Here is a 17,476-nt window from a genome sequence, read left to right on the forward strand (position 1 = left end):
TAGTCCGGTTTTTTATTGGCGAGAGAACCATCATGGACGCGAACTTCTGGCATCAACGCTGGCAATCATCCCGCATCGGCTTTCATCAGAGCGACATTAATCTGCATTTACGTACCTGTTGGCACCACACCGGTGCCGGGCCAGGCACCGAGGTGCTGGTTCCCCTGTGCGGAAAAAGCCTGGACATGCACTGGCTGGCGGAGCAGGGCCATACCGTGGCCGGCTTTGAGCTGTCGCCCCTGGCGGTGGCAGGCTTTTTCGAGGAAGCCGGGCTCACTCCCGAGCGCACTGCCGAGGGGGCTTTTGAACACTGGCTCTGTGCGCCCTACCACCTGTATGCGGGGGACTTTTTTGCCGCCGAACAGCTGGGTCGTCAATTTAATGCCGCCTACGACCGGGCGGCATTGATTGCCCTGCCGCCCGCCATGCGGGCGGACTATGTCGATCTGATGGCCCGGTTAATCACTTCTGGCGGGCGCGTGCTGCTGGTGACCCTGAACCATGACTCGGCCAAGGATCAAACGCCTCCCTTTGCGGTGGATGAGACGGAAGTGCGTACCCTGTTTGAGTCGCGCTTCGAGGTCACCCTGCTCGACAGGCAGCAGCAAGGGCGGCAACACCCCAGGGTGGCGGCGGGTGACTGCACCTTTTTTGACGAGCTGTGCTTTTTGCTGACGAGGCGATAACCCGCTGTTATGGGTCTGGAGTCAAGTTGTTAAATTTTTGAGAAGCAACTCCGGTTTTTCTCTCGTTTGACAGTGTAATATTCCAATTGTGTCTTTTGGTGCAAAATCTTTGCCTGTAAAATAACTATTCATCAGGCACCGATTCTTGTGCTGCATTATGCGTAGTTCTCCGTTCTTTATGCATTGGCTGCAATGAGGAGTTCGGCGTGTTCGCAATTACCGATTTACATTCACGCCGGGCCGGAACCCGGTGGCAAGGAGTATTCATGGAAAAAACGCTGACGAAACCGGTGGGCATCACCCGCAACTGGTTGATGTTTCTGCTTCCTTCGCTGGCAGGGATCCTGCTGTTCATGACCCCGGTGGCCTGGCAGGGCGACATTACCATCATGATTGCGGTGCTGGCCAAGAGCGTGCAGGGCGTGTTGGCTGATGAGCTGCCCGCCATTGTTACCGGCCTGGTGACCCTGTCGGCGGCATTGACTTTGCTGGGCACCCTGGCCAGGCCTGGCTGGATCGGCAACAGTGCCTTTCTCAACACCCTGTTCAACGTGAGCCCGGTGTGGCTGGTGAGCCGGCTGCTGGGTGCGGCCTTTGTGCTGATGGTGCACTTCCAGGTGGGACCCGAGCTGCTGTATAGCGGTGACACCGGCGGCCTGGTGCTGAACGATCTGCTGCCGGTGCTGTTTTCCGTGTTTATCTTTGCCGGTCTGTTGTTGCCGCTGCTGCTGGATTTTGGTCTGCTGGAGCTGGTGGGCACTCTGCTTACCCGCATTATGCGGCCGGTGTTCCGCCTGCCGGGGCGTTCGGCGGTAGACTGCATGGCGTCCTGGCTCGGCGATGGCAGCGTGGGCATACTGCTCACCAGCAAGCAATATGAAGGCAAACACTACACGCAGCGGGAAGCGGCGGTGATCGGCACCACCTTCTCGGCGGTGTCCATTACCTTCAGCCTGGTGGTGTTGGCCCAGGTTAAGCTGGAGCACATGTTTTTGCCCTTCTATGGGGCCGTTTGTCTGGCCGGCATAGTGGCGGCCATTGTGGTGCCGCGGCTGCCACCGCTGTGCTGGAAGAAAGACACCTTTATCAATGGTGACGCCCGGCCGGCCGACGCCGAAGCCACGCCCGAGGGCTATTCACGCCTGCGCCATGGCCTGGATCTGGCACTGAACCGGGCCAGCCGGGTGGAAAGCCTGGGGCAGGTGGTGCGTGCCGGTGTGCACAATGCCCTGGACATGCTGCTGGGCGTGCTGCCGGTGGTAATGGCATTTGGTACCCTGGCACTGGTGGTGGCGGAAACCACGCCCCTGTTCAGCTGGTTGGGCATGCCCTTTGTGCCGCTGCTCGAACTGCTGCAAATTCCCGAGGCGGCGGCGGCGTCCCAGACCATGGTGGTGGGCTTTGCCGACATGTTCATTCCGGCCATTCTGGCTACCTCCATTGAAAGCGACATGACCCGTTTTGTGATCGCCGCCCTGTCGGTGACCCAGCTTATCTATATGTCGGAAGTGGGTGCCCTGCTGCTGGGCAGTAAAATTCCGGTAAACATTGTGGAGCTGTTTGTCATCTTCCTGATGCGTACCCTGGTGACCCTGCCGGTGATTGCCCTGGTGGCACACTGGGTGTTCTGACGCGGGTTGCCTCTTCTATACTTCGACCACATACGGCGAAGTAGGGGGAAAACCATGTATCAAGGCGTGCTGGAATTCTGGTTTGAAGAGCTGATACCGGCCCAGTGGTGGCGCAAGGATGCGGTGCTGGATACAGCCATTGCCGAGCGCTTCGGCCAATTGCACCGGCGCGCCTGTCAGGGAGAACTGTTTGAATGGCGGGTGAGCGCTCCGGGCCGGCTGGCCGAGATCATTGTGCTCGACCAGTTTTCCCGCAACATATACCGGGGTGAGCCGAACGCCTTTGCCGCCGACGGCATGGCTCTGGTGCTGGCCCAGGAAGCCATCGCTCAGGGGGCCGATCAGGCATTAAGCCAACAGCAACGGCTGTTTTTGTATCTGCCCTTTATGCACAGCGAGTCGCTCAACATTCACGACCAGGCCCTGGCACTGTTTGAACGCCTGGGCTTTGCCGACAACCTGGATTTTGAGCATCGTCATCGCAACATTATTGCCCGCTTTGGCCGTTATCCCCACCGCAACGCCATTCTGGGCCGGCCATCGACCCCCGAAGAGCGGGAGTTCCTGAAACAACCGGGAGCGGGGTTCTAAAACAAAAAAAAGGGCCGGCGTCATTGACCAAATGACGCCGGCCCTTTCTATTTTTTGTGTCTTATATTATTGCTGCTGAATGGCCCAGATCTGGAAGGCGCGACGGGTATCGGCGTCGGCGGCATTCCACCAGTGCTGCAGCATTTCCATGGCGTCGGCGTCCAGCACGGCGTCACCAAACTTTTCTTGGGCGGCGGCCACGGCGGCCTCGGTGCGGCCGTTAAAGGCCTGGCGGGTTTCCATCAGATACTCCTGAATACCTTCGGCCACGTTCAGGCCGGCAGGCATGGGAATGACAGCAATCTCGGCGTCAACGGTCTGGCCACTACGTTTGTCCACCACGGTAAGGCGAGTGTCCTGCTCGCGCAGGAACTGCCTGGCCAGCTGGTAATTGAGCGGCTCTTGATAGGTAATGGCCAGTTCGGCATCGGCGGGCACGTTGTCCAGTTTAATGATGACCGGGTCGCCGTTCAGCACTCGCGTGTTGGAGCGAGTGGAGTAATCCTTGGTATAGCCGATGGCCAGCTGGTTTTTGCCCTCATTCAGGGTCACTTCGTGAGAGTTCTGGACAATGGTGCTGGAGGTCTTCTCGCCGTTCACCAGAAAAATTTGATAGGGCTGCTGAGCTTCAAAGGTGGCGGCGTTGGCGCCAAGGGAAAAACCGGCCGCGGCCAGGGCGGCGAGGGTAATACGCAGTTTCATTGTGATGGGCTCCTGAGCCGTATTGCCCGCAAGGGGGCGTTTCGTTATCGAAATCATGATAAGTAAACCGGCAAATTGTGACAATTTATAAAACCGGACGCAATTGGCAAAGCCATGCCAGTGTCACGATTCCCGTGTAAAAGGGGGAAGGGCATTGAGCAGTGCAGAGCCATAGCGGCGGGTGACCAGGCGCCTATCCAGCAGCACAATGCGGCCTTTATCGGTTTCGGTGCGCAGCAGGCGGCCGCAGGCCTGAATGAGTTTGCGCGAAGCCTCGGGCACGGTGAGCTGCATAAAGGGGTTGCCGCCACTCATGGTGATCCATTCGGCCATGGCTTCTTCCACCGGTGAGGTGGGCACCGCAAAGGGCAGCTTGGTGATAATGAGGTTGGTCAGGTAATGGCCGGGCAGATCCAGCCCCTCGGCAAAGCTGCCGGTGCCAAACAGCACGCTGGGCTGGTTGCCGTCGCACTTCATGCGATGCAGCTCCAGCAGTGCCTGGCGCCCGGCTTCTCCCTGCACCAACAGGGAATGGCCCTTGCTGCGCAGGGCCTTGGCCACGGCATTCATTTGCCGGTAGGACGAAAACAGCACCAGGCTGGCTTGTTGGTCTTTCAGCCAGCGGGGAATTTCCTTCGTCAGCAGGTCGTTAAAGCCGGCGTCCTGGGGCTCGCAGGGCAGTGGGGGAATAATCAGGCGTGATCCCTGGTAATCAAAGGGTGAGTTCAGTCGCAGATACTGGCTGCCGTCGTCGGCGCGCAGGCCCACGGCCCGGCGAAAATAACTGAAGTCGTTCAGGGCGGTAAAGGTGGCCGACACCATGATCACCGCCGCCGCTCGGGACCAGCACCATTGCTCCAGCAAATGTCCCACCGCCAGTGGCGTGGCGCACAGGGTAATGTCGTTTTTGCCCTGCTCCAGCCAGCGTGCCGGCGGCGTGTGTTTGGGCCCCACCGCCTTCAGCATGAGTTCGCACAATCCCAGGGCCTCATCGGCATGCAACTGCTGCAGGCTGACCGATGCCATGGCGCCCGATACTGTGCTGTTGCCAGGCTGTTGTTTGAGCGCTTCGGCAAGGGCGCTTTGCAGTCGCCCCAGCCCCTGGGCCAGTTGCTTGTGTTCGTCCTTGAGGGTAGTGAGGGTATGGCTCAGCAGCTCGGGCAATTCTCCGGCGGTAAAGCGCAGGCAGCCCTGGTCATCGGGAACGAGCTCTTGCCGGCGCAGGGCGGCCTGCAACTGTTTATAAAGCTCGTTCAGGGACGGGATCAGCTGTTGCAGTGCTTGCTGAGTACGGTTCACGGCACCCTGGCCCTCGTCCTTCAATGCGGCGGCAATAGTGGGCAGTTGTTTATTGAATTGCTCCAGGTTGCGTCGAGTGTTGCGCAGTGCCAGCCGCGCCGAGCCCTGCTCCCGCGCGATATGGGCGATATGATGGGCCTCGTCCAGCACATACACGCAGCTTTCCGGCTCGGGCAGAATAATGCCGCCGCCCATGGCCAGATCCGCCAGCAGCAGGGCGTGGTTCGCTACGACCACATCCACTTTGTCGAGCTCGGCCCGGGCTAGGTGAAAGGGACACTGGCTATGGCCCAGCTGGGGCTGACAGCTGTGGCGCTCGGTTTGCAGTTGTTGCCAAAGGACATCATCAATGGGCTCGGCCCAGCCGTCTCTGTCGCCGGCCCAGCTGCCGTCTTGCAGTGCCCGCCACAACTGCGTCAGCTGCGCTTGCTGTTCAGGCGTGAGTGCATCGGTGGCTTCAAACAGGCCAATCTGGCTTTCTCCCTGCACCAGGCTCTGCAGTCGCTGGCGACAGCAGTAGCGGGCGCGGCCCTTGGCCAGGGTGAAAGTAAAGGTGGGCTGGCAGTGGGGCTGAAACAGCGGCAGATCCTTGTTGACCAGTTGCTCCTGCAGCGCCAGGGTGGCGGTAGAGATCACCACCTTTTTATTGTTAAGCCGGGCCCAGGGAATACTGGCCTGCAGATAGGCCAGTGATTTGCCGATGCCGGTGCCGGCCTCGGCCACCAGAATGCGCCGAGCAGAGTCGTACTGGCCCAGCAGCACCTTGCCGATTTCCGCCACCAGGAAGTTTTGCTCCCGTCTGGGTTTAAAACCCTGAATTGACTGGCTTAACTGGCGGTAATTGGCCCGCACCAGGGCGCGGTAATCGGGGCTTGGCATGGCGGTTTTCCGGTATAAAATGCGGGCACAAGTATATCTGGTAGTCGGTTATATGCCAGTTGCAAAGTTTATTGCTGAAAAGCGGGGAGCCGTCACAGTTGCGTTGGCGGGGAACATAACTGTCATAAAAAGTTCCCGCGATTTTGTTGCAAGGTAAAAAACCCGGTGATAGGCTGCTCGCCATAGTAACGCTAGCGTTGCTAACACAGGGAATTACAAGGACTTAGTGTTTAATTACAGTAGGCAAATAAAATCATGAAAAAAACGATTCTTGCACTGACCATTCCTGCGCTGTTCGCCACCTCCGCCAGCGCCGTGACCGTATATTCCGATGAAGGCGCCCAGATTGATATCTACGGCCGTGTACAATACGAAGCCGGTGAGCGTGGTTATCAGAGCGTTAAGAAAGAAAAAGCCCAAAACTTCGGTGGCGACGGTGAAGCCCGTCTGGGTGTTAACGTTAAATACATGGTAAACAACGACGTTGACCTGATTGGTAAGCTGGAGTGGGCCGCGGTTACCGAAGCCGACGATGCATCTGACGGTGTTGGCCAAGGTGAAGGCCTGTCTTCCCGCTACGCCTGGGCCGGTTTCCGTTTTATGGATACCACCGAGCTGACCTTTGGTCGCAGCATGAACCCGACCGCTCAGGTTATCTACTACACCGACGTCTTCAACATCTACGGTGCTGACACCATCTACAGCGGCGCCATTGGCCTTGATGACAAGGTCGATGATCAGATTCAGGCTACCTATGCCGCCAACGGCGTTGACCTGCGTGCCGGCTATGCCTTTGCCGATAATGACAAAGACGATGGTAACGAAAACAAGAAAAACCAGTGGTCCGTGTCTGCCGGCTACACCCTGCCGATGGGGCTGGGCTTTGCCGTAGCCTATGAGCAACAGGAATGGGGTGACCGTTCCTCTGGCAATGGCGATACTGACATCGATGCCTGGATCGCTGGTGTAAACTACACCATCGACGGTTTCTATTTTGCTGCTCTGTATAATCAACAAGAGCAGGACAACTATGACGGTACCTCCGATAAGCTGGAAACCGACGGCTATGAGCTGCACGCCGAGTACAATGTAGACGCTTGGAAGATCATGGCTCAGTACGCCAAGGAAGAAGCGGAGCATGGTAGCGACAAATGGGACAGCGTAGACAACATCACTCTGGGTGTTCAGTACTCCCTGACTCCCAAAGCCAAGCTGTATGCTGAATATGTTATCTCCGATTCCGAGATCGATGCTTCTGGCGATAAGAAAGACGACCTGTACGGCGTTGGTATTCAGTACAACTTCTAATCATCTAACAAGCTGATTTAGAAGCAAAAAGCCGGCGGAAGCCGGCTTTTTTAATGGCGAAAATATCTCACACCTCACACCTCACACCTCACACCTCACACCTCACACCTCACACCTCACACCTCACACCTCACACCTCACAGAGTTACAGTGTCCAGCTGCCATGCTGCGCTTTCTGATATTTCGCTTCACAGCGCTCGCAGCGTTGCCGGCAGGGGTCGGCCAGCAGTTGTGCTTGCATCAGCTGGGCTTCACAGTCGCTACACAGGCCATAGAGGCCCAGCTGCCACTGGCACAGGGCGGCATCCACGCGACGCAGGTTATTAATCTGGGGTTGCAGTTGAGGCCAGGCCACCAGGGCAGGGGCGTCGGCCCATTCATCCGGAGGCAGGCGTTGCAGTTGGGCGGCAAGGCTGGCATCCAGCCGTTGCAGGGCGCGCATAAAGTGCAGGCGGTGGTCGTTGGCCTCCGCCTGCAGTCGCTGCTCCAGCTCGTTCTCGGTGATATTGCTGTGCATCATGATATCCAGTCGGCGGAATATGCTGGCCAGTATAAAAGTGGCCATTTGTTAATATCATGATGCAAATCAAGGGAATGAAGTGCTAAGCATCGGCGCTCGAGCACCGATACTGCTTATACGTTAGTCCTTGCCTCTTCCAGCACCGCTCGAATCTCGTCGGTGTGCTTCAGGGTGCGTATGGCGGTGAACAGCTCCCGGGCTTCTGAATATTGCAGCTTGAGGTAGTTCAGCCATTGCTTGATGCGATTGGGGTAATACACCGCCTTGTTGCCTTCCACTTCCAGCGCCGAGTAATCCAGCAGCAGTTCAACCACCTCGGTCCAGCCCATGGGGGCGGCACCGGTCTTGATGGTCTGTGCCAGGTTGGGCAGGGCCAGGGCTCCTCGGCCCAGCATCACATGGTCGCAGCCGCTTTGCGCCTGTGCCTGAGCGGCCTGGGCGGCATTCCAGATCTCCCCGTTCACTGTCACCGGAATGGCGAGCCGTTGTTTTATTTCCGCCACCAGCGGCCAGTAGGCGGGAGGACGATAGCCATCCTTTTTGCTGCGGGCGTGCACTGCCAGCTCGCTGATGCCGGCTTCCGCCAGGGCCTGGCTGTTTTCCAGGTAGCAGTCCCGCTCTTCCAGCCCGAGGCGAATCTTGGCGCTTACCGGCAAATGGGCAGGCACGGCGGCGCGCACCGCCTTGCCAATACGGTAAAGCTGCTCGCTGTCGGCCAGCAGGGCGGCGCCGCCCCTGTGCTTGTTCACGGTTTTGGCCGGGCAGCCAAAGTTGAGATCGATGCCCTCGGCGCCCAGTTGGCAGGCCTGCTCGGCGTTTTCCGCCAGCCAGTCGGGCTCCTGGCCCAGCAATTGAATGCGTACCGGCGTGCCGGCCGGGGTTTTGCAGCCGTCATGCAGCTCGGGGCACAGGCGGTAAAACACGCGGGGCGGCAGGCGCATATCCACTACCCGTACAAACTCGGTCACACACAGGTCAAAGGGGTTGAGGCGAGTCAGCAGATCCCGCATTAAATGGTCGAGCACCCCTTCCATCGGGGCCAGAGTCAGGCGCATGGGCAATGATTACAACGAATAAAAGCGGGCAGTGTACAGCCTTGCGCGCAAAGCGTGAAGCCGGGGTCAATAACGGCCATGTCACCCATGCCGGGTCCGGTTTTTGCAAACGAACTTTGCTATAGTGCCGGTAACGTTTTTATGTGCGGGAGCACGCCATGCGTATGTTATTTGCGCTGCTTGGCGGCATATCATTGGGGTTGGGAATACTGGGTGCCTTTTTGCCGGTGTTGCCCACCACGCCCTTTGTGCTGCTGTCTGCTTTCTGCTTTGGCAGGTCGTCTCCCCGCGTGCATGCCTGGCTGGTGAACCACCCCTGGTTTGGCGGCATGATACGGGACTGGCAAACCCACCGGGGGCTGCGTCCCCATGTGCGTCGCCGGGCCCTGTGGCTGATGGCGGCCAGTTTTACGCTGTCGATTTATCTGGTGCCGGTCTGGTGGGTGCGCGCCTTGTTGCTGCTTACCTTTATTGCCCTTGCCTGGTGGATGCTGCGGCTGCCGACGGTGCCCGAGCGGCCCATGGTTGCAATGGAGCAGACGAGGCCCTAAGCTAGCGGGCGCTTTTATTTTTAATTCAATGCCATGCCCGCCATCGCGCCGGGCACGACGAGGCAGCCTAATTCCATGAAACAAGACACCCTCGAGCTGATTGCGAACAGCATCACTTCCATTCCCGATTACCCCAAACCCGGCATTGTATTTCGTGACATCACTGGCCTGGTGGAAAACGGCGAAGCCTTTCGCCTGACCATAGAAACCCTGGTTGAGCACTACCGGCATTCAGGAGTGCGCAAGGTGCTGGGCACCGAGGCGCGGGGCTTTATTTTTGGCGCGCCGGTGGCGGCGGCCCTGGGCGTAGGCTTTGTGCCGGCCCGCAAACCGGGCAAATTGCCCCGGGAAGTGGTGGAAGTCCCCTATGAGTTGGAATACGGCTCCGACAAGTTGCAAATTCACGCCGACTCCATTGTGCCCGGTGAAAAGGTGCTGATCATCGACGATCTGCTGGCTACCGGCGGCACCGTGGAAGCGGCGGTCAAGCTGGTGCGCCGCTGCGGCGGCGAGGTGCAGGACGCGGCCTTTGTGATTGGCCTGCCGGCCCTGGGCGGCATTCAGCGGCTGAACAAGCTGGGCGTGCGTGTGACCAGCCTGGTTGAGTTCGACGGTCACTGAGCCCATGAGTTATCAGGTTCTGGCCCGCAAGTGGCGCCCGCGCCGTTTTGGCGAGGTAGTGGGGCAACAGCATGTGCTCACCGCCCTGGTCAACGCCCTGGCCCAGGGGCGGCTGCATCACGCCTATCTGTTCAGCGGCACTCGGGGTGTGGGCAAAACCTCCATTGCCCGGCTGCTGGCCAAGGCGCTGAACTGCGACACCGGCATTACGGCAGACCCCTGTGGCCAGTGCGACAGCTGCCGGGAAATCGAGCAGGGGCGTTTTGTCGATCTGCTGGAGATCGACGCTGCCAGCCGGACCAAGGTGGAAGACACTCGCGAACTGCTCGATAACGTGCAGTATCAGCCGGCGCGGGGGCGGTTCAAGGTGTATCTCATCGATGAGGTGCACATGCTGTCCCGGCACAGCTTTAACGCCCTGCTCAAGACCCTGGAAGAGCCGCCGCCCCATGTGAAGTTTTTGCTGGCCACCACGGATCCGCAAAAGCTGCCCATTACCATTTTGTCCCGCTGCCTGCAGTTTCACCTGAAAAGCCTGGAGCCGGACCAGATAGCCCACCAGCTGCAGCACATTCTGCAGCAGGAGCAACTTGAGTTTGAACCCGAAGCCGCCGCCAGCCTGGCCCGGGCCGCCGATGGCAGCCTGCGGGATGCACTCAGCCTCACCGATCAGGCCCTGGCCTTTGGCAATGGCAGCCTGAAGCTTGCCGAGGTGGAGCGCATGCTCGGCAACCTCAACCGGGAGCAGCTGCTGGCATTGGTGGAAGCCGTGCTGGCCGGTGACGGTGCCGCCCTGCTGGCTCGAGTGGCAGAGCTGGCGAGCGCCGGGCCCGACTACGATCATGTGCATAAAGAACTGATTGCCTTCTGGCACCAGCTGGCACTGGCCCAGGTGGTGCCGGCCCAGGGCCTGCCCCATGCCGACGAGCTGAACCGGCTGGCCCCCCTGGTGAGCCCGGATCAGATCCAGCTGTATTACCAGGTTTGTCTGCAGGGCCGTAAGGATCTGCCCTTTGCTCCCGACGGCCGCTCGGCACTGGAAATGACCCTGCTGCGCACCCTGGCCTTTGCCCCGCAAAGCGCCACTGTCACCCAGCCTGCCACCGTGTCGGCGCCGGTTAGCCGGCCGGAGCCTGTTCCGTTAAAAAAGCCTGAGCCGGTGGCCGCGCCGGCAGCCAGTGACGACGAGGCCATGACCGCCAAACTCGAACAGGAGCAGGCGGAAATCTGGCAGGAAGCGGTACGGATGGGCAAGGATGTTGCCTCGGTTGAAACCGCAGGCGCGCCGGTTGTCGAGCCAGCGCAGGCCGATGTGCCCGCCCGCCCTCCGGTCAGGGCCCAGGTCGCAACTGGCATCAAACCGGCCGAGCCTGAACCGGCTGTGCTCAAGGTTGCCCCGGCCGAGCCTGAAACGGCGGCGTCCGAGGCAGCGTCTTTCGAGCCCGAGGCGCCACCGGTGGATGAAGCCGCCGAGCAGGCGGCACGCATTCGCCGTTTGTTGCAAACCCGCAATCGGTTGTTGAGCCAGGAGCGCAGCGAGAGCACGCCGGCCCCGGCGCCCAAACCCCGCACCGCGCCGGAGAGCCCGGCCCCCGCCGCCGCGGCGACGCCTGTGCGGTTTGTTGCACCAGCCGCTGCCCCCGAGTCCAAACCGGCGCCTGTTACCGTGGCTGGTGTGCCGGCTCCGCAAAACCAGCCCGGAGGCCAGCCGCAAAACGACTTGCCGCCCCTGGATGCCTACAGCGACATGCCCTGGGACGACAACGATGTGCCGCCCTGGGAGCCGGAAGGCGAGCCGGCCCCTCGGCGGCCATCTCAGGCCGCCCCCGTCGCGCCACCGAGTGCACCATTGCGGCCGGCCCAGGCGCCGATGCGCGCCGAACCGGTACCTCAGGCAACCGTGGCCCCGACAGTACCCAGGGCAAGCTGGGCGAGTAAAGGCGGCCCCGAGCCACTCAGGCCATCCCAGTTGTTGCCGCAGGCCGAAGACGACTGGGCCAGGCTGGTGGCGGTGCTGGCCCCGGGCGGCCTGCTGCGTCAGTTGGCCATGCACAGCACGTTGGAGCGGCATCAGGATCAGTGGCAACTGTGGTTGCGGCCCGAGCACAAGCACCTGCTGAGTGACAAGACCCGGTCCGAGCTGGAAAGCCTGATCCGGGCCCACACGGGGCGTGATATCGAGTTGAAGGTGTCATTGGGTGAGCGCGGCTTAACCCCGGCGGAGGTGGAGCAGCAGCTGTATCAGGCGGCACGGGAACGTGCCAAAGATGAAATTGAAGCCGATGATGCGGTACAATTCCTTATCTCGCGCTTTGCCGCCGAGCTGGATGCCGACAGCATCGAGCCCATGGCGCCCTGAGCGTTGACCTATCAACCCATCAATTAAGAGTGACAACCTATGTTTGGTAAAGGTGGACTTGGCAATATCATGAAACAGGCCCAGCAGATGCAGGAAAAAATGCAGAAGCTGCAGGAAGAGCTGGCCCAGATGGAAGTGGTGGGTGAGGCCGGTGCCGGCCTGGTAAAGGTCACCATGACCGGCAGCCACTCGGTGCGCCGGGTTGAGCTGGACGACAGCCTGCTGGAAGACGACAAGGAGCTGCTGGAAGATCTGCTGGCCGCCGCCGTGAACGACGCCGTGCGCCGGGTTGAAGAGCAGAACAAGTCTCGCATGGGCGAGCTCACCGGTGGCATGCAACTGCCCCCGGGCTTCAAAATGCCGTTCTAAACACTTTTGTTGGGATTCGTCCCTCATCCCAACCTGCGCAACTTGTAGGTTGGTGATGAGCGAAGCGAATCCCAACAAACTGCTTCCCGCTTTCCTTCCTCGTTTCCTTCAAGAGTCTTGCCATGCGTTTCAGCCCGTTACTGGATGAATTGATCAAAAGCCTGCAGGTGTTGCCGGGTGTGGGGCCCAAGTCGGCCCAGCGCATGGCCTTTGCCCTGCTGGAGCGGCAACGCGCCGGTGGCCGCAAGCTGTCTCATGTGCTGGAGCAGGCGCTGGACAACATTGGCCATTGTCGCCAGTGCCGTACCTTTACCGAAGAAGACATCTGTGCCATTTGCGCCAGCCCCAAACGCGCACTCAGTGGTCAGCTGTGTGTGGTGGAAAGCCCCGCCGACGTGGTGGCCATTGAACAGACCGGCCAGTACCAGGGCCGCTACTTTGTGCTGATGGGGCACCTGTCGCCACTGGACGGCGTGGGTCCGGAAGATCTGGGCCTCGACGTACTGGAAAACTGGCTTGACGCCGAGTCCTTTGACGAGCTGATCCTGGCGACCAATCCCACGGTGGAAGGGGAAGCCACCGCCTACTTTATTGCCGATATCGCCCGCCGCCACGGTGTGTCGGTGAGCCGCATCGCCCACGGCGTGCCTATCGGCGGCGAGCTGGAGCTGGTGGACGGCAACACCCTGAGCCATTCCTTTATGGGACGCAAGGCGTTCAGCGAATAAGCTTTGTCCGTGTCTGTTGCCGCTTTATGATGCGTGAAAAAACTGCCTCCGTTCGAAGGCAGTTCTAGGTTTAACGTCCCACATTCCACACAAAACGCCGCACTTTATCTCAGCAAGCCATGTCCCGATACAGGGCCACTCCGGTCAGCTGCGACACCTCATCCAGATAGGCGTTGAGCCGAGTGCCAAATTCCAGGCCGCTCACCATGGTGAGGTTACGCAGGGTGGGGAAAAAGTGAATATCGTCCCAGCCAAGGCGCTTATCGGCCCGCTCAGAAGGCGGCAGCAGCCAGTCCAGCCGGGCGAGGGCGGCGCGCATGTCGGCCAGGTGGGCCGGGGTTTCCAGCAGCGCCTGTTCAAAGCTGTGGCCCAGCATGGCGGTTTTGTTGCGGGTGAAATACTCAATGGCCTCGGGTTTGGCAAACTCGGGCAGGGGCAGGCGTACATCCCGAGGAAAAATCAGGTTCCACAGGGTTTGCTGATAGCGCTCCTGCCACTGGCTAATTCGCTCGTCAAAGGCGGAAGGCGCCAGGGTTTTGCTGCTGTTATTCATCAGTAGTTCGACGATATCGGCGCTTTCCGCCATAAAGCTGCCGTCGTCCTTTTCCAGAATGGGCACGGCGTTATAGCCCACCATTCGCTCCCGGGCGGCCACATCGTGGTTGTCGAGATAGACATATTCCACCTTGAGGCCGGCATAGCCGGCGGCCATCATGGCCTTTACGCAAAACGGGCAGTGATCAAACAGATACAGTTTCATGGCGGTGCTCCTGGTTATTATCGGTGTCAAATTACCACGTGGGTTAGCGCGACCGGGCTGACCGACGCCAGTGCCTGACTGGCAGCGGAATGCTGGCTGATGCCGGCGGTGCTTTCCACCAGCACCGCCCGGGAAATATGGCGCGGTTGATAGCCATGCAGGTGCAGCTGGCTCAGGGCCAGCTGCATGGGCCCCAGGCCCGGATTGAAGGCGGCGTTTTCCAGGTAACGGCCCCGGCACAGTCGGCCGTCCTGCAACTGCAGGGCCACGCCGGCGCGATTGTTGCTGTAAGGGGCATGGCTGGCGTTGGCTTCATTCAGTGCGGCTTGTAGCGCCATATCCCGATCATGACAGGTGAGGGTGCCGGGTGCCGGGGTCAGCATGCCACCGGCCAGGCCCAGATCCGCCGGACCAAAGGCATGGGGCAGTAGTGCGCTCAGCCGGTGGTGTTCACCGGGCAGCACTATGGTCAGTTCATCCTGATTCAGCTCCTGCATAAACTGCCGGCAGTGGCCGCAGGGACTGGCGCTTACCACCATTCGGTGAATGTGGGTTTCTCCGTGCAGGGCGGCGTGGCCAATGGCGGCCTGCTCGGCGTGCACGGAAAAATTGAGCGGCAGGCCGGCAAATTCCAGGTTGGCCCCGGCATACCAGTGCCCCGAGCCGGCCACGGCGAGGGCGCCCACGGCAAAGCCCGACACCGGCGTTACGGCACAGGCCTGAAGGTGGCTCAGCAGCGCCAGGGCAAGGGCATCGTCGGCCAGGCCGGTGGCCCGTTCGAGTGTTGCCAGGTCTGCCGGGCTTAGCCGTACTGGGCGAGCCAGCCCTCGCTGGGTTAATGCCTGCGCAAGTGTCTGAGTCATGTTGTGCCTCTCGAGTCAGCCGGTCAGCCAAAGGTAGAGGTGAAACAGCGGGGGAGCCAGCAGGGCGGTGACAATGCCGCACACCACCATGGCCAGCGAGGCAAAGGCCCCCTGGGCGGCGCCCACCTCGGCGGCGGCGCCGGTGCCGATGGCGTGGGCACCGGCCCCCATGGCCAGCCCTTGGGCCTCGGGATGGCGAATGCCCGCCAGCCGCATCAGCGGAAAGCCGATAATGGCTCCCATCATGCCCACGATGATCACCAGGCCGGCGGCAATGGCGGGAATACCGCCCAGTGCCTCGCTCACGCTCATGGCCAGCGGCGTGGTAATGGACTTGGTGGCCACCGAGGCCATCAGCTCGGGGCTGGCATGGATCACGCTGCCGATGAGCAGGGTGGTGCCCACCGAGAGCAGCACCGACAGGCTGCAGCACAGCAAAATGGGCAGCAGCTGGCTGCGGATTTTGGCCGCCTGTTGATACAGTGGCAGGGCAAAGGCCACCACCGCCAACTCCAGCAACAGGCTGAGCGGCCGGCTACCAGCCTGAAAATCGGCCGGATCCTGGCCGGTGGCCAGCAACAGCCCGATGATCAGCAGGGCCGGAATCAGGATGGGGTTGATCAAGGGGCTTTTCAGCCGCCGCGCCAACTTGCGGGTGAACAGGTAGAACACCACGGTGAGGGGAATGGCCAGCCAGAACATCACGACACCATCCTCTGATACAGCCGCCCCACCAGCAGCAAAATCAGCACCAAACCACTGAGGGCGGCCACCAGAATAAAACCGAGCCCCTGGCTCAGCACATCCACGTAACCGAGCAGGCCGGCGGCCACCGGAATAAACAGCAGCGCCATGTGTCGCAGGATCAACTGGCCGCCGTCGTGAACCCAGTCCAGCCGCACCAGCTGGGTGCTCAGCAGGGTAAACAGCAGCAGCAGGCCTATGATGCTGGCGGGAAAGGCAAAGGGCAGCACGGCGGCCACGGCCTTGCCGGCCAGCAGGCAGGCAAGGATCACCGCAAAGTCTCTTATGAGTTTCATGTTCAAACCTTACAGGGATTGCACATAACGGGCCACTGCCTGCAGCAGCGCCAGCCTGGGTTCATCGTCCTGATGGTCGAGTACCAGCTGCTCCAGCCGGTGCATATAGGGCTCGGCCTCGGCCGAGAGCCGATCCTGGCAGTGCAGGCGCCAGCGCTGCCATTCCTGCTCGTTGAGGGTGTGAGGGTAGTTGCGGGCCCGGTAGCGGAACAACAACTCGGGCAGGCGGGCGTCGCTGAACTGCAGCGGCAGCTCGGCCAGGGCTTCGGGCCGGCTGTTGCGCACCAGGGCCATGGCGGCCTTGTCGGCGTCACCAAAAAAGCCGCTGTAGAGGGCGGTGTCGACGTCGTCGTCCCCTTCAAAACCGGCCTCCTGGTGGTAAATGGCTTCCACCTTTTCACGGATTTCCGGGTGCTTGCGCAACAAATCCAGGCTTTTGCGGCACTGCGCCCGGTCAATGCCGAGTTCGTCGGCGCGTTGCTCACCCAGCGCCGCCGCCTTGGCCAGCACCGGGCACTTGTTGATGTGCACCAGTTTCAGCGGCACCGGTGGCAGGCTGCCCAGCTCACTCTTTTTGGTATACAGCCGCTGGCGCAGGGTATCGGTATCCAGCTCCACCAGGGGCGAGAGGTCTTTCGTCAGATCGACACAAATCACCGCATTGGCGTTGTCCGGGTGCCAGGCCAGGGGCGCCACCCAGCTGGCGCAGCCCTGCCAGGCGGAAAACATGCCTGAGACATGCACCAGGGGTTTGGTATTGATGATGTCGACGAGCGCCTTGACCTTGTGCTTGTTGCGCAACTCAAACAAATAATCAAATAGCCTGGGCTGGGCCTGTTTCAGCAGCCGGGCCAGGGCGATGGTGGCGCGCACGTCGGCCAGGGCGTCGTGGGCCTGGCCGTGAGCAATGCCGTTGGCCTGGGTTAGCCGTTCCAGCTTGAAACTGGGTTTGCCGTCTTCGTCTTCCGGCCAGTGAATGCCCTTGGGGCGCAGGGCGTAAAAGGCGCGCACCACGTCCAGCAGATCCCAGCGGGAATTGCCCTGCTGCCAGCTCCAGCCATAAGGATCGTAAAAATTGCGATACAGGGTATAGCGGGTGACTTCGTCGTCAAAGCGTATGTTGTTGTAGCCGAGCACACAGGTATTGGCCTGGCTGAACTGCTCGTGAATGCGGGCAATGAACTCGGCTTCGTTTAGCCCGTCCTGCTGCGCCTTTTGCGGGGTAATGCCGGTGATCAGGGTGGCCTCCGGCGAGGGCAGGTAATCGGCGGGCAGGCGGCAGTAAAACATCTGCGGTTCGCCGATTTCATTGAAGTCGGCGTCGGTGCGAATGCCGGCAAACTGTACCGGTCGGTCTCTGGCCGGGCTGACGCCGGCGGTTTCAAAGTCGTAGAAGTAGAAGGTGGCGTGGGCCTGCTCGCTCATGGTGCTGTTGCTGTCGGCTGAGTTTGCCGCTCATTATGCGCGACTCAGGCGGGGAACCCAAGGGGTGAAAGGAATGATTAAGGCAATGA

General features: G+C 60.6%; 18 protein-coding genes. 9 read left to right on the plus strand and 9 right to left on the minus strand.

Translation table 11 applies throughout. The annotated features are described in order from the left end of the window. Window positions 1-32: 32 nt before the first annotated feature. The 3 genes from OJHNALOF_RS07505 (at window position 33) to OJHNALOF_RS07515 (ending at window position 2,908) form a co-directional block, all read left to right on the plus strand. A complete protein-coding gene (locus OJHNALOF_RS07505) occupies window positions 33-686 on the plus strand; it encodes a thiopurine S-methyltransferase (RefSeq protein WP_165661635.1) in 654 nt (217 codons plus the stop codon). A 266-nt stretch (window positions 687-952) separates the two neighbouring features. Then, window positions 953-2,317: a YjiH family protein gene (locus tag OJHNALOF_RS07510; RefSeq protein WP_165661636.1), complete on the plus strand. Its 1,365-nt coding sequence runs from the start codon at window positions 953-955 to the stop codon at window positions 2,315-2,317. A gap of 54 nt (window positions 2,318-2,371) precedes the next feature. Next, window positions 2,372-2,908, plus strand: coding sequence for a DUF924 family protein (locus OJHNALOF_RS07515; RefSeq protein WP_165661637.1), 537 nt, complete (start codon window positions 2,372-2,374; stop codon window positions 2,906-2,908). Between the two features lie 66 nt (window positions 2,909-2,974). On the opposite strand, the gene OJHNALOF_RS07520 is transcribed toward OJHNALOF_RS07515, so the two are convergent. Next, complete coding sequence (locus OJHNALOF_RS07520) at window positions 2,975-3,610, minus strand: DUF2057 domain-containing protein (protein WP_165661638.1); 636 nt, start codon at window positions 3,608-3,610, stop codon at window positions 2,975-2,977. Window positions 3,611-3,733: 123 nt separating this feature from the next. Then, window positions 3,734-5,788, minus strand: coding sequence for an ATP-dependent DNA helicase DinG (dinG, locus tag OJHNALOF_RS07525; RefSeq protein WP_165661639.1), 2,055 nt, complete (start codon window positions 5,786-5,788; stop codon window positions 3,734-3,736). 255 nt (window positions 5,789-6,043) lie between these two features. Here dinG and OJHNALOF_RS07530 point away from each other — a divergent pair, with 255 nt between their 5' ends. Further along, window positions 6,044-7,096 (plus strand): porin, encoded by a 1,053-nt coding sequence (locus OJHNALOF_RS07530; RefSeq protein WP_165661640.1) that lies wholly within the window; start codon window positions 6,044-6,046, stop codon window positions 7,094-7,096. Window positions 7,097-7,241: 145 nt separating this feature from the next. On the opposite strand, the gene OJHNALOF_RS07535 is transcribed toward OJHNALOF_RS07530, so the two are convergent. Next, window positions 7,242-7,661 (minus strand): transcriptional regulator, TraR/DksA family protein, encoded by a 420-nt coding sequence (locus tag OJHNALOF_RS07535; protein ID WP_240919649.1) that lies wholly within the window; start codon window positions 7,659-7,661, stop codon window positions 7,242-7,244. Between the two features lie 68 nt (window positions 7,662-7,729). After that, the gene (gene dusC, locus OJHNALOF_RS07540) at window positions 7,730-8,671 is read right to left on the minus strand and encodes a tRNA dihydrouridine(16) synthase DusC (protein WP_165661641.1); all 942 of its coding nucleotides are present in this window, start codon (window positions 8,669-8,671) and stop codon (window positions 7,730-7,732) included. Window positions 8,672-8,829: 158 nt separating this feature from the next. Between dusC and OJHNALOF_RS07545 the strand changes: the two genes are divergently transcribed. From OJHNALOF_RS07545 to recR, 5 genes are all read left to right on the plus strand, one after another. After that, the gene (locus OJHNALOF_RS07545) at window positions 8,830-9,222 is read left to right on the plus strand and encodes a YbaN family protein (RefSeq protein ID WP_094199684.1); all 393 of its coding nucleotides are present in this window, start codon (window positions 8,830-8,832) and stop codon (window positions 9,220-9,222) included. Window positions 9,223-9,297: 75 nt separating this feature from the next. Continuing rightward, window positions 9,298-9,843, plus strand: coding sequence for an adenine phosphoribosyltransferase (gene apt, locus OJHNALOF_RS07550; RefSeq protein WP_165661642.1), 546 nt, complete (start codon window positions 9,298-9,300; stop codon window positions 9,841-9,843). Window positions 9,844-9,847: 4 nt separating this feature from the next. After that, complete coding sequence (gene dnaX / locus OJHNALOF_RS07555) at window positions 9,848-12,202, plus strand: DNA polymerase III subunit gamma/tau (RefSeq protein ID WP_165661643.1); 2,355 nt, start codon at window positions 9,848-9,850, stop codon at window positions 12,200-12,202. A 39-nt stretch (window positions 12,203-12,241) separates the two neighbouring features. Next, complete coding sequence (locus tag OJHNALOF_RS07560) at window positions 12,242-12,571, plus strand: YbaB/EbfC family nucleoid-associated protein (RefSeq protein ID WP_094199681.1); 330 nt, start codon at window positions 12,242-12,244, stop codon at window positions 12,569-12,571. Between the two features lie 122 nt (window positions 12,572-12,693). After that, window positions 12,694-13,299, plus strand: coding sequence for a recombination mediator RecR (gene recR, locus OJHNALOF_RS07565; protein ID WP_094199680.1), 606 nt, complete (start codon window positions 12,694-12,696; stop codon window positions 13,297-13,299). A 109-nt stretch (window positions 13,300-13,408) separates the two neighbouring features. Here the strand turns inward: recR and grxB are convergent, their stop codons facing one another. From grxB to sbcB, 5 genes are read right to left on the minus strand one after another with little or no spacing between them, the layout of a single operon-like run. Next, on the minus strand, window positions 13,409-14,059 hold the full coding sequence (grxB, locus tag OJHNALOF_RS07570) for a glutaredoxin 2 (RefSeq protein WP_165661644.1): 651 nt from the start codon (window positions 14,057-14,059) through the stop codon (window positions 13,409-13,411). Between the two features lie 26 nt (window positions 14,060-14,085). After that, a complete protein-coding gene (gene cdd / locus OJHNALOF_RS07575) occupies window positions 14,086-14,922 on the minus strand; it encodes a cytidine deaminase (protein WP_094199678.1) in 837 nt (278 codons plus the stop codon). A gap of 15 nt (window positions 14,923-14,937) precedes the next feature. Then, entirely contained in the window at window positions 14,938-15,627 is a 690-nt protein-coding gene (locus OJHNALOF_RS07580; RefSeq protein ID WP_094199677.1) for an LrgB family protein, read from the minus strand. Then, window positions 15,624-15,962: a CidA/LrgA family protein gene (locus OJHNALOF_RS07585; protein WP_094199676.1), complete on the minus strand. Its 339-nt coding sequence runs from the start codon at window positions 15,960-15,962 to the stop codon at window positions 15,624-15,626. The genes OJHNALOF_RS07580 and OJHNALOF_RS07585 overlap by 4 nt, the downstream gene beginning before the upstream one ends. Before the next feature lie 9 nt (window positions 15,963-15,971). Next, on the minus strand, window positions 15,972-17,387 hold the full coding sequence (sbcB, locus tag OJHNALOF_RS07590) for an exodeoxyribonuclease I (protein WP_165661645.1): 1,416 nt from the start codon (window positions 17,385-17,387) through the stop codon (window positions 15,972-15,974). Between the last annotated feature and the right edge of the window lie 89 nt (window positions 17,388-17,476).

It is taken from the genome of Oceanimonas sp. MB9, from assembly GCF_011319775.1.
Classification (GTDB): domain Bacteria; phylum Pseudomonadota; class Gammaproteobacteria; order Enterobacterales; family Aeromonadaceae; genus Oceanimonas; species Oceanimonas doudoroffii.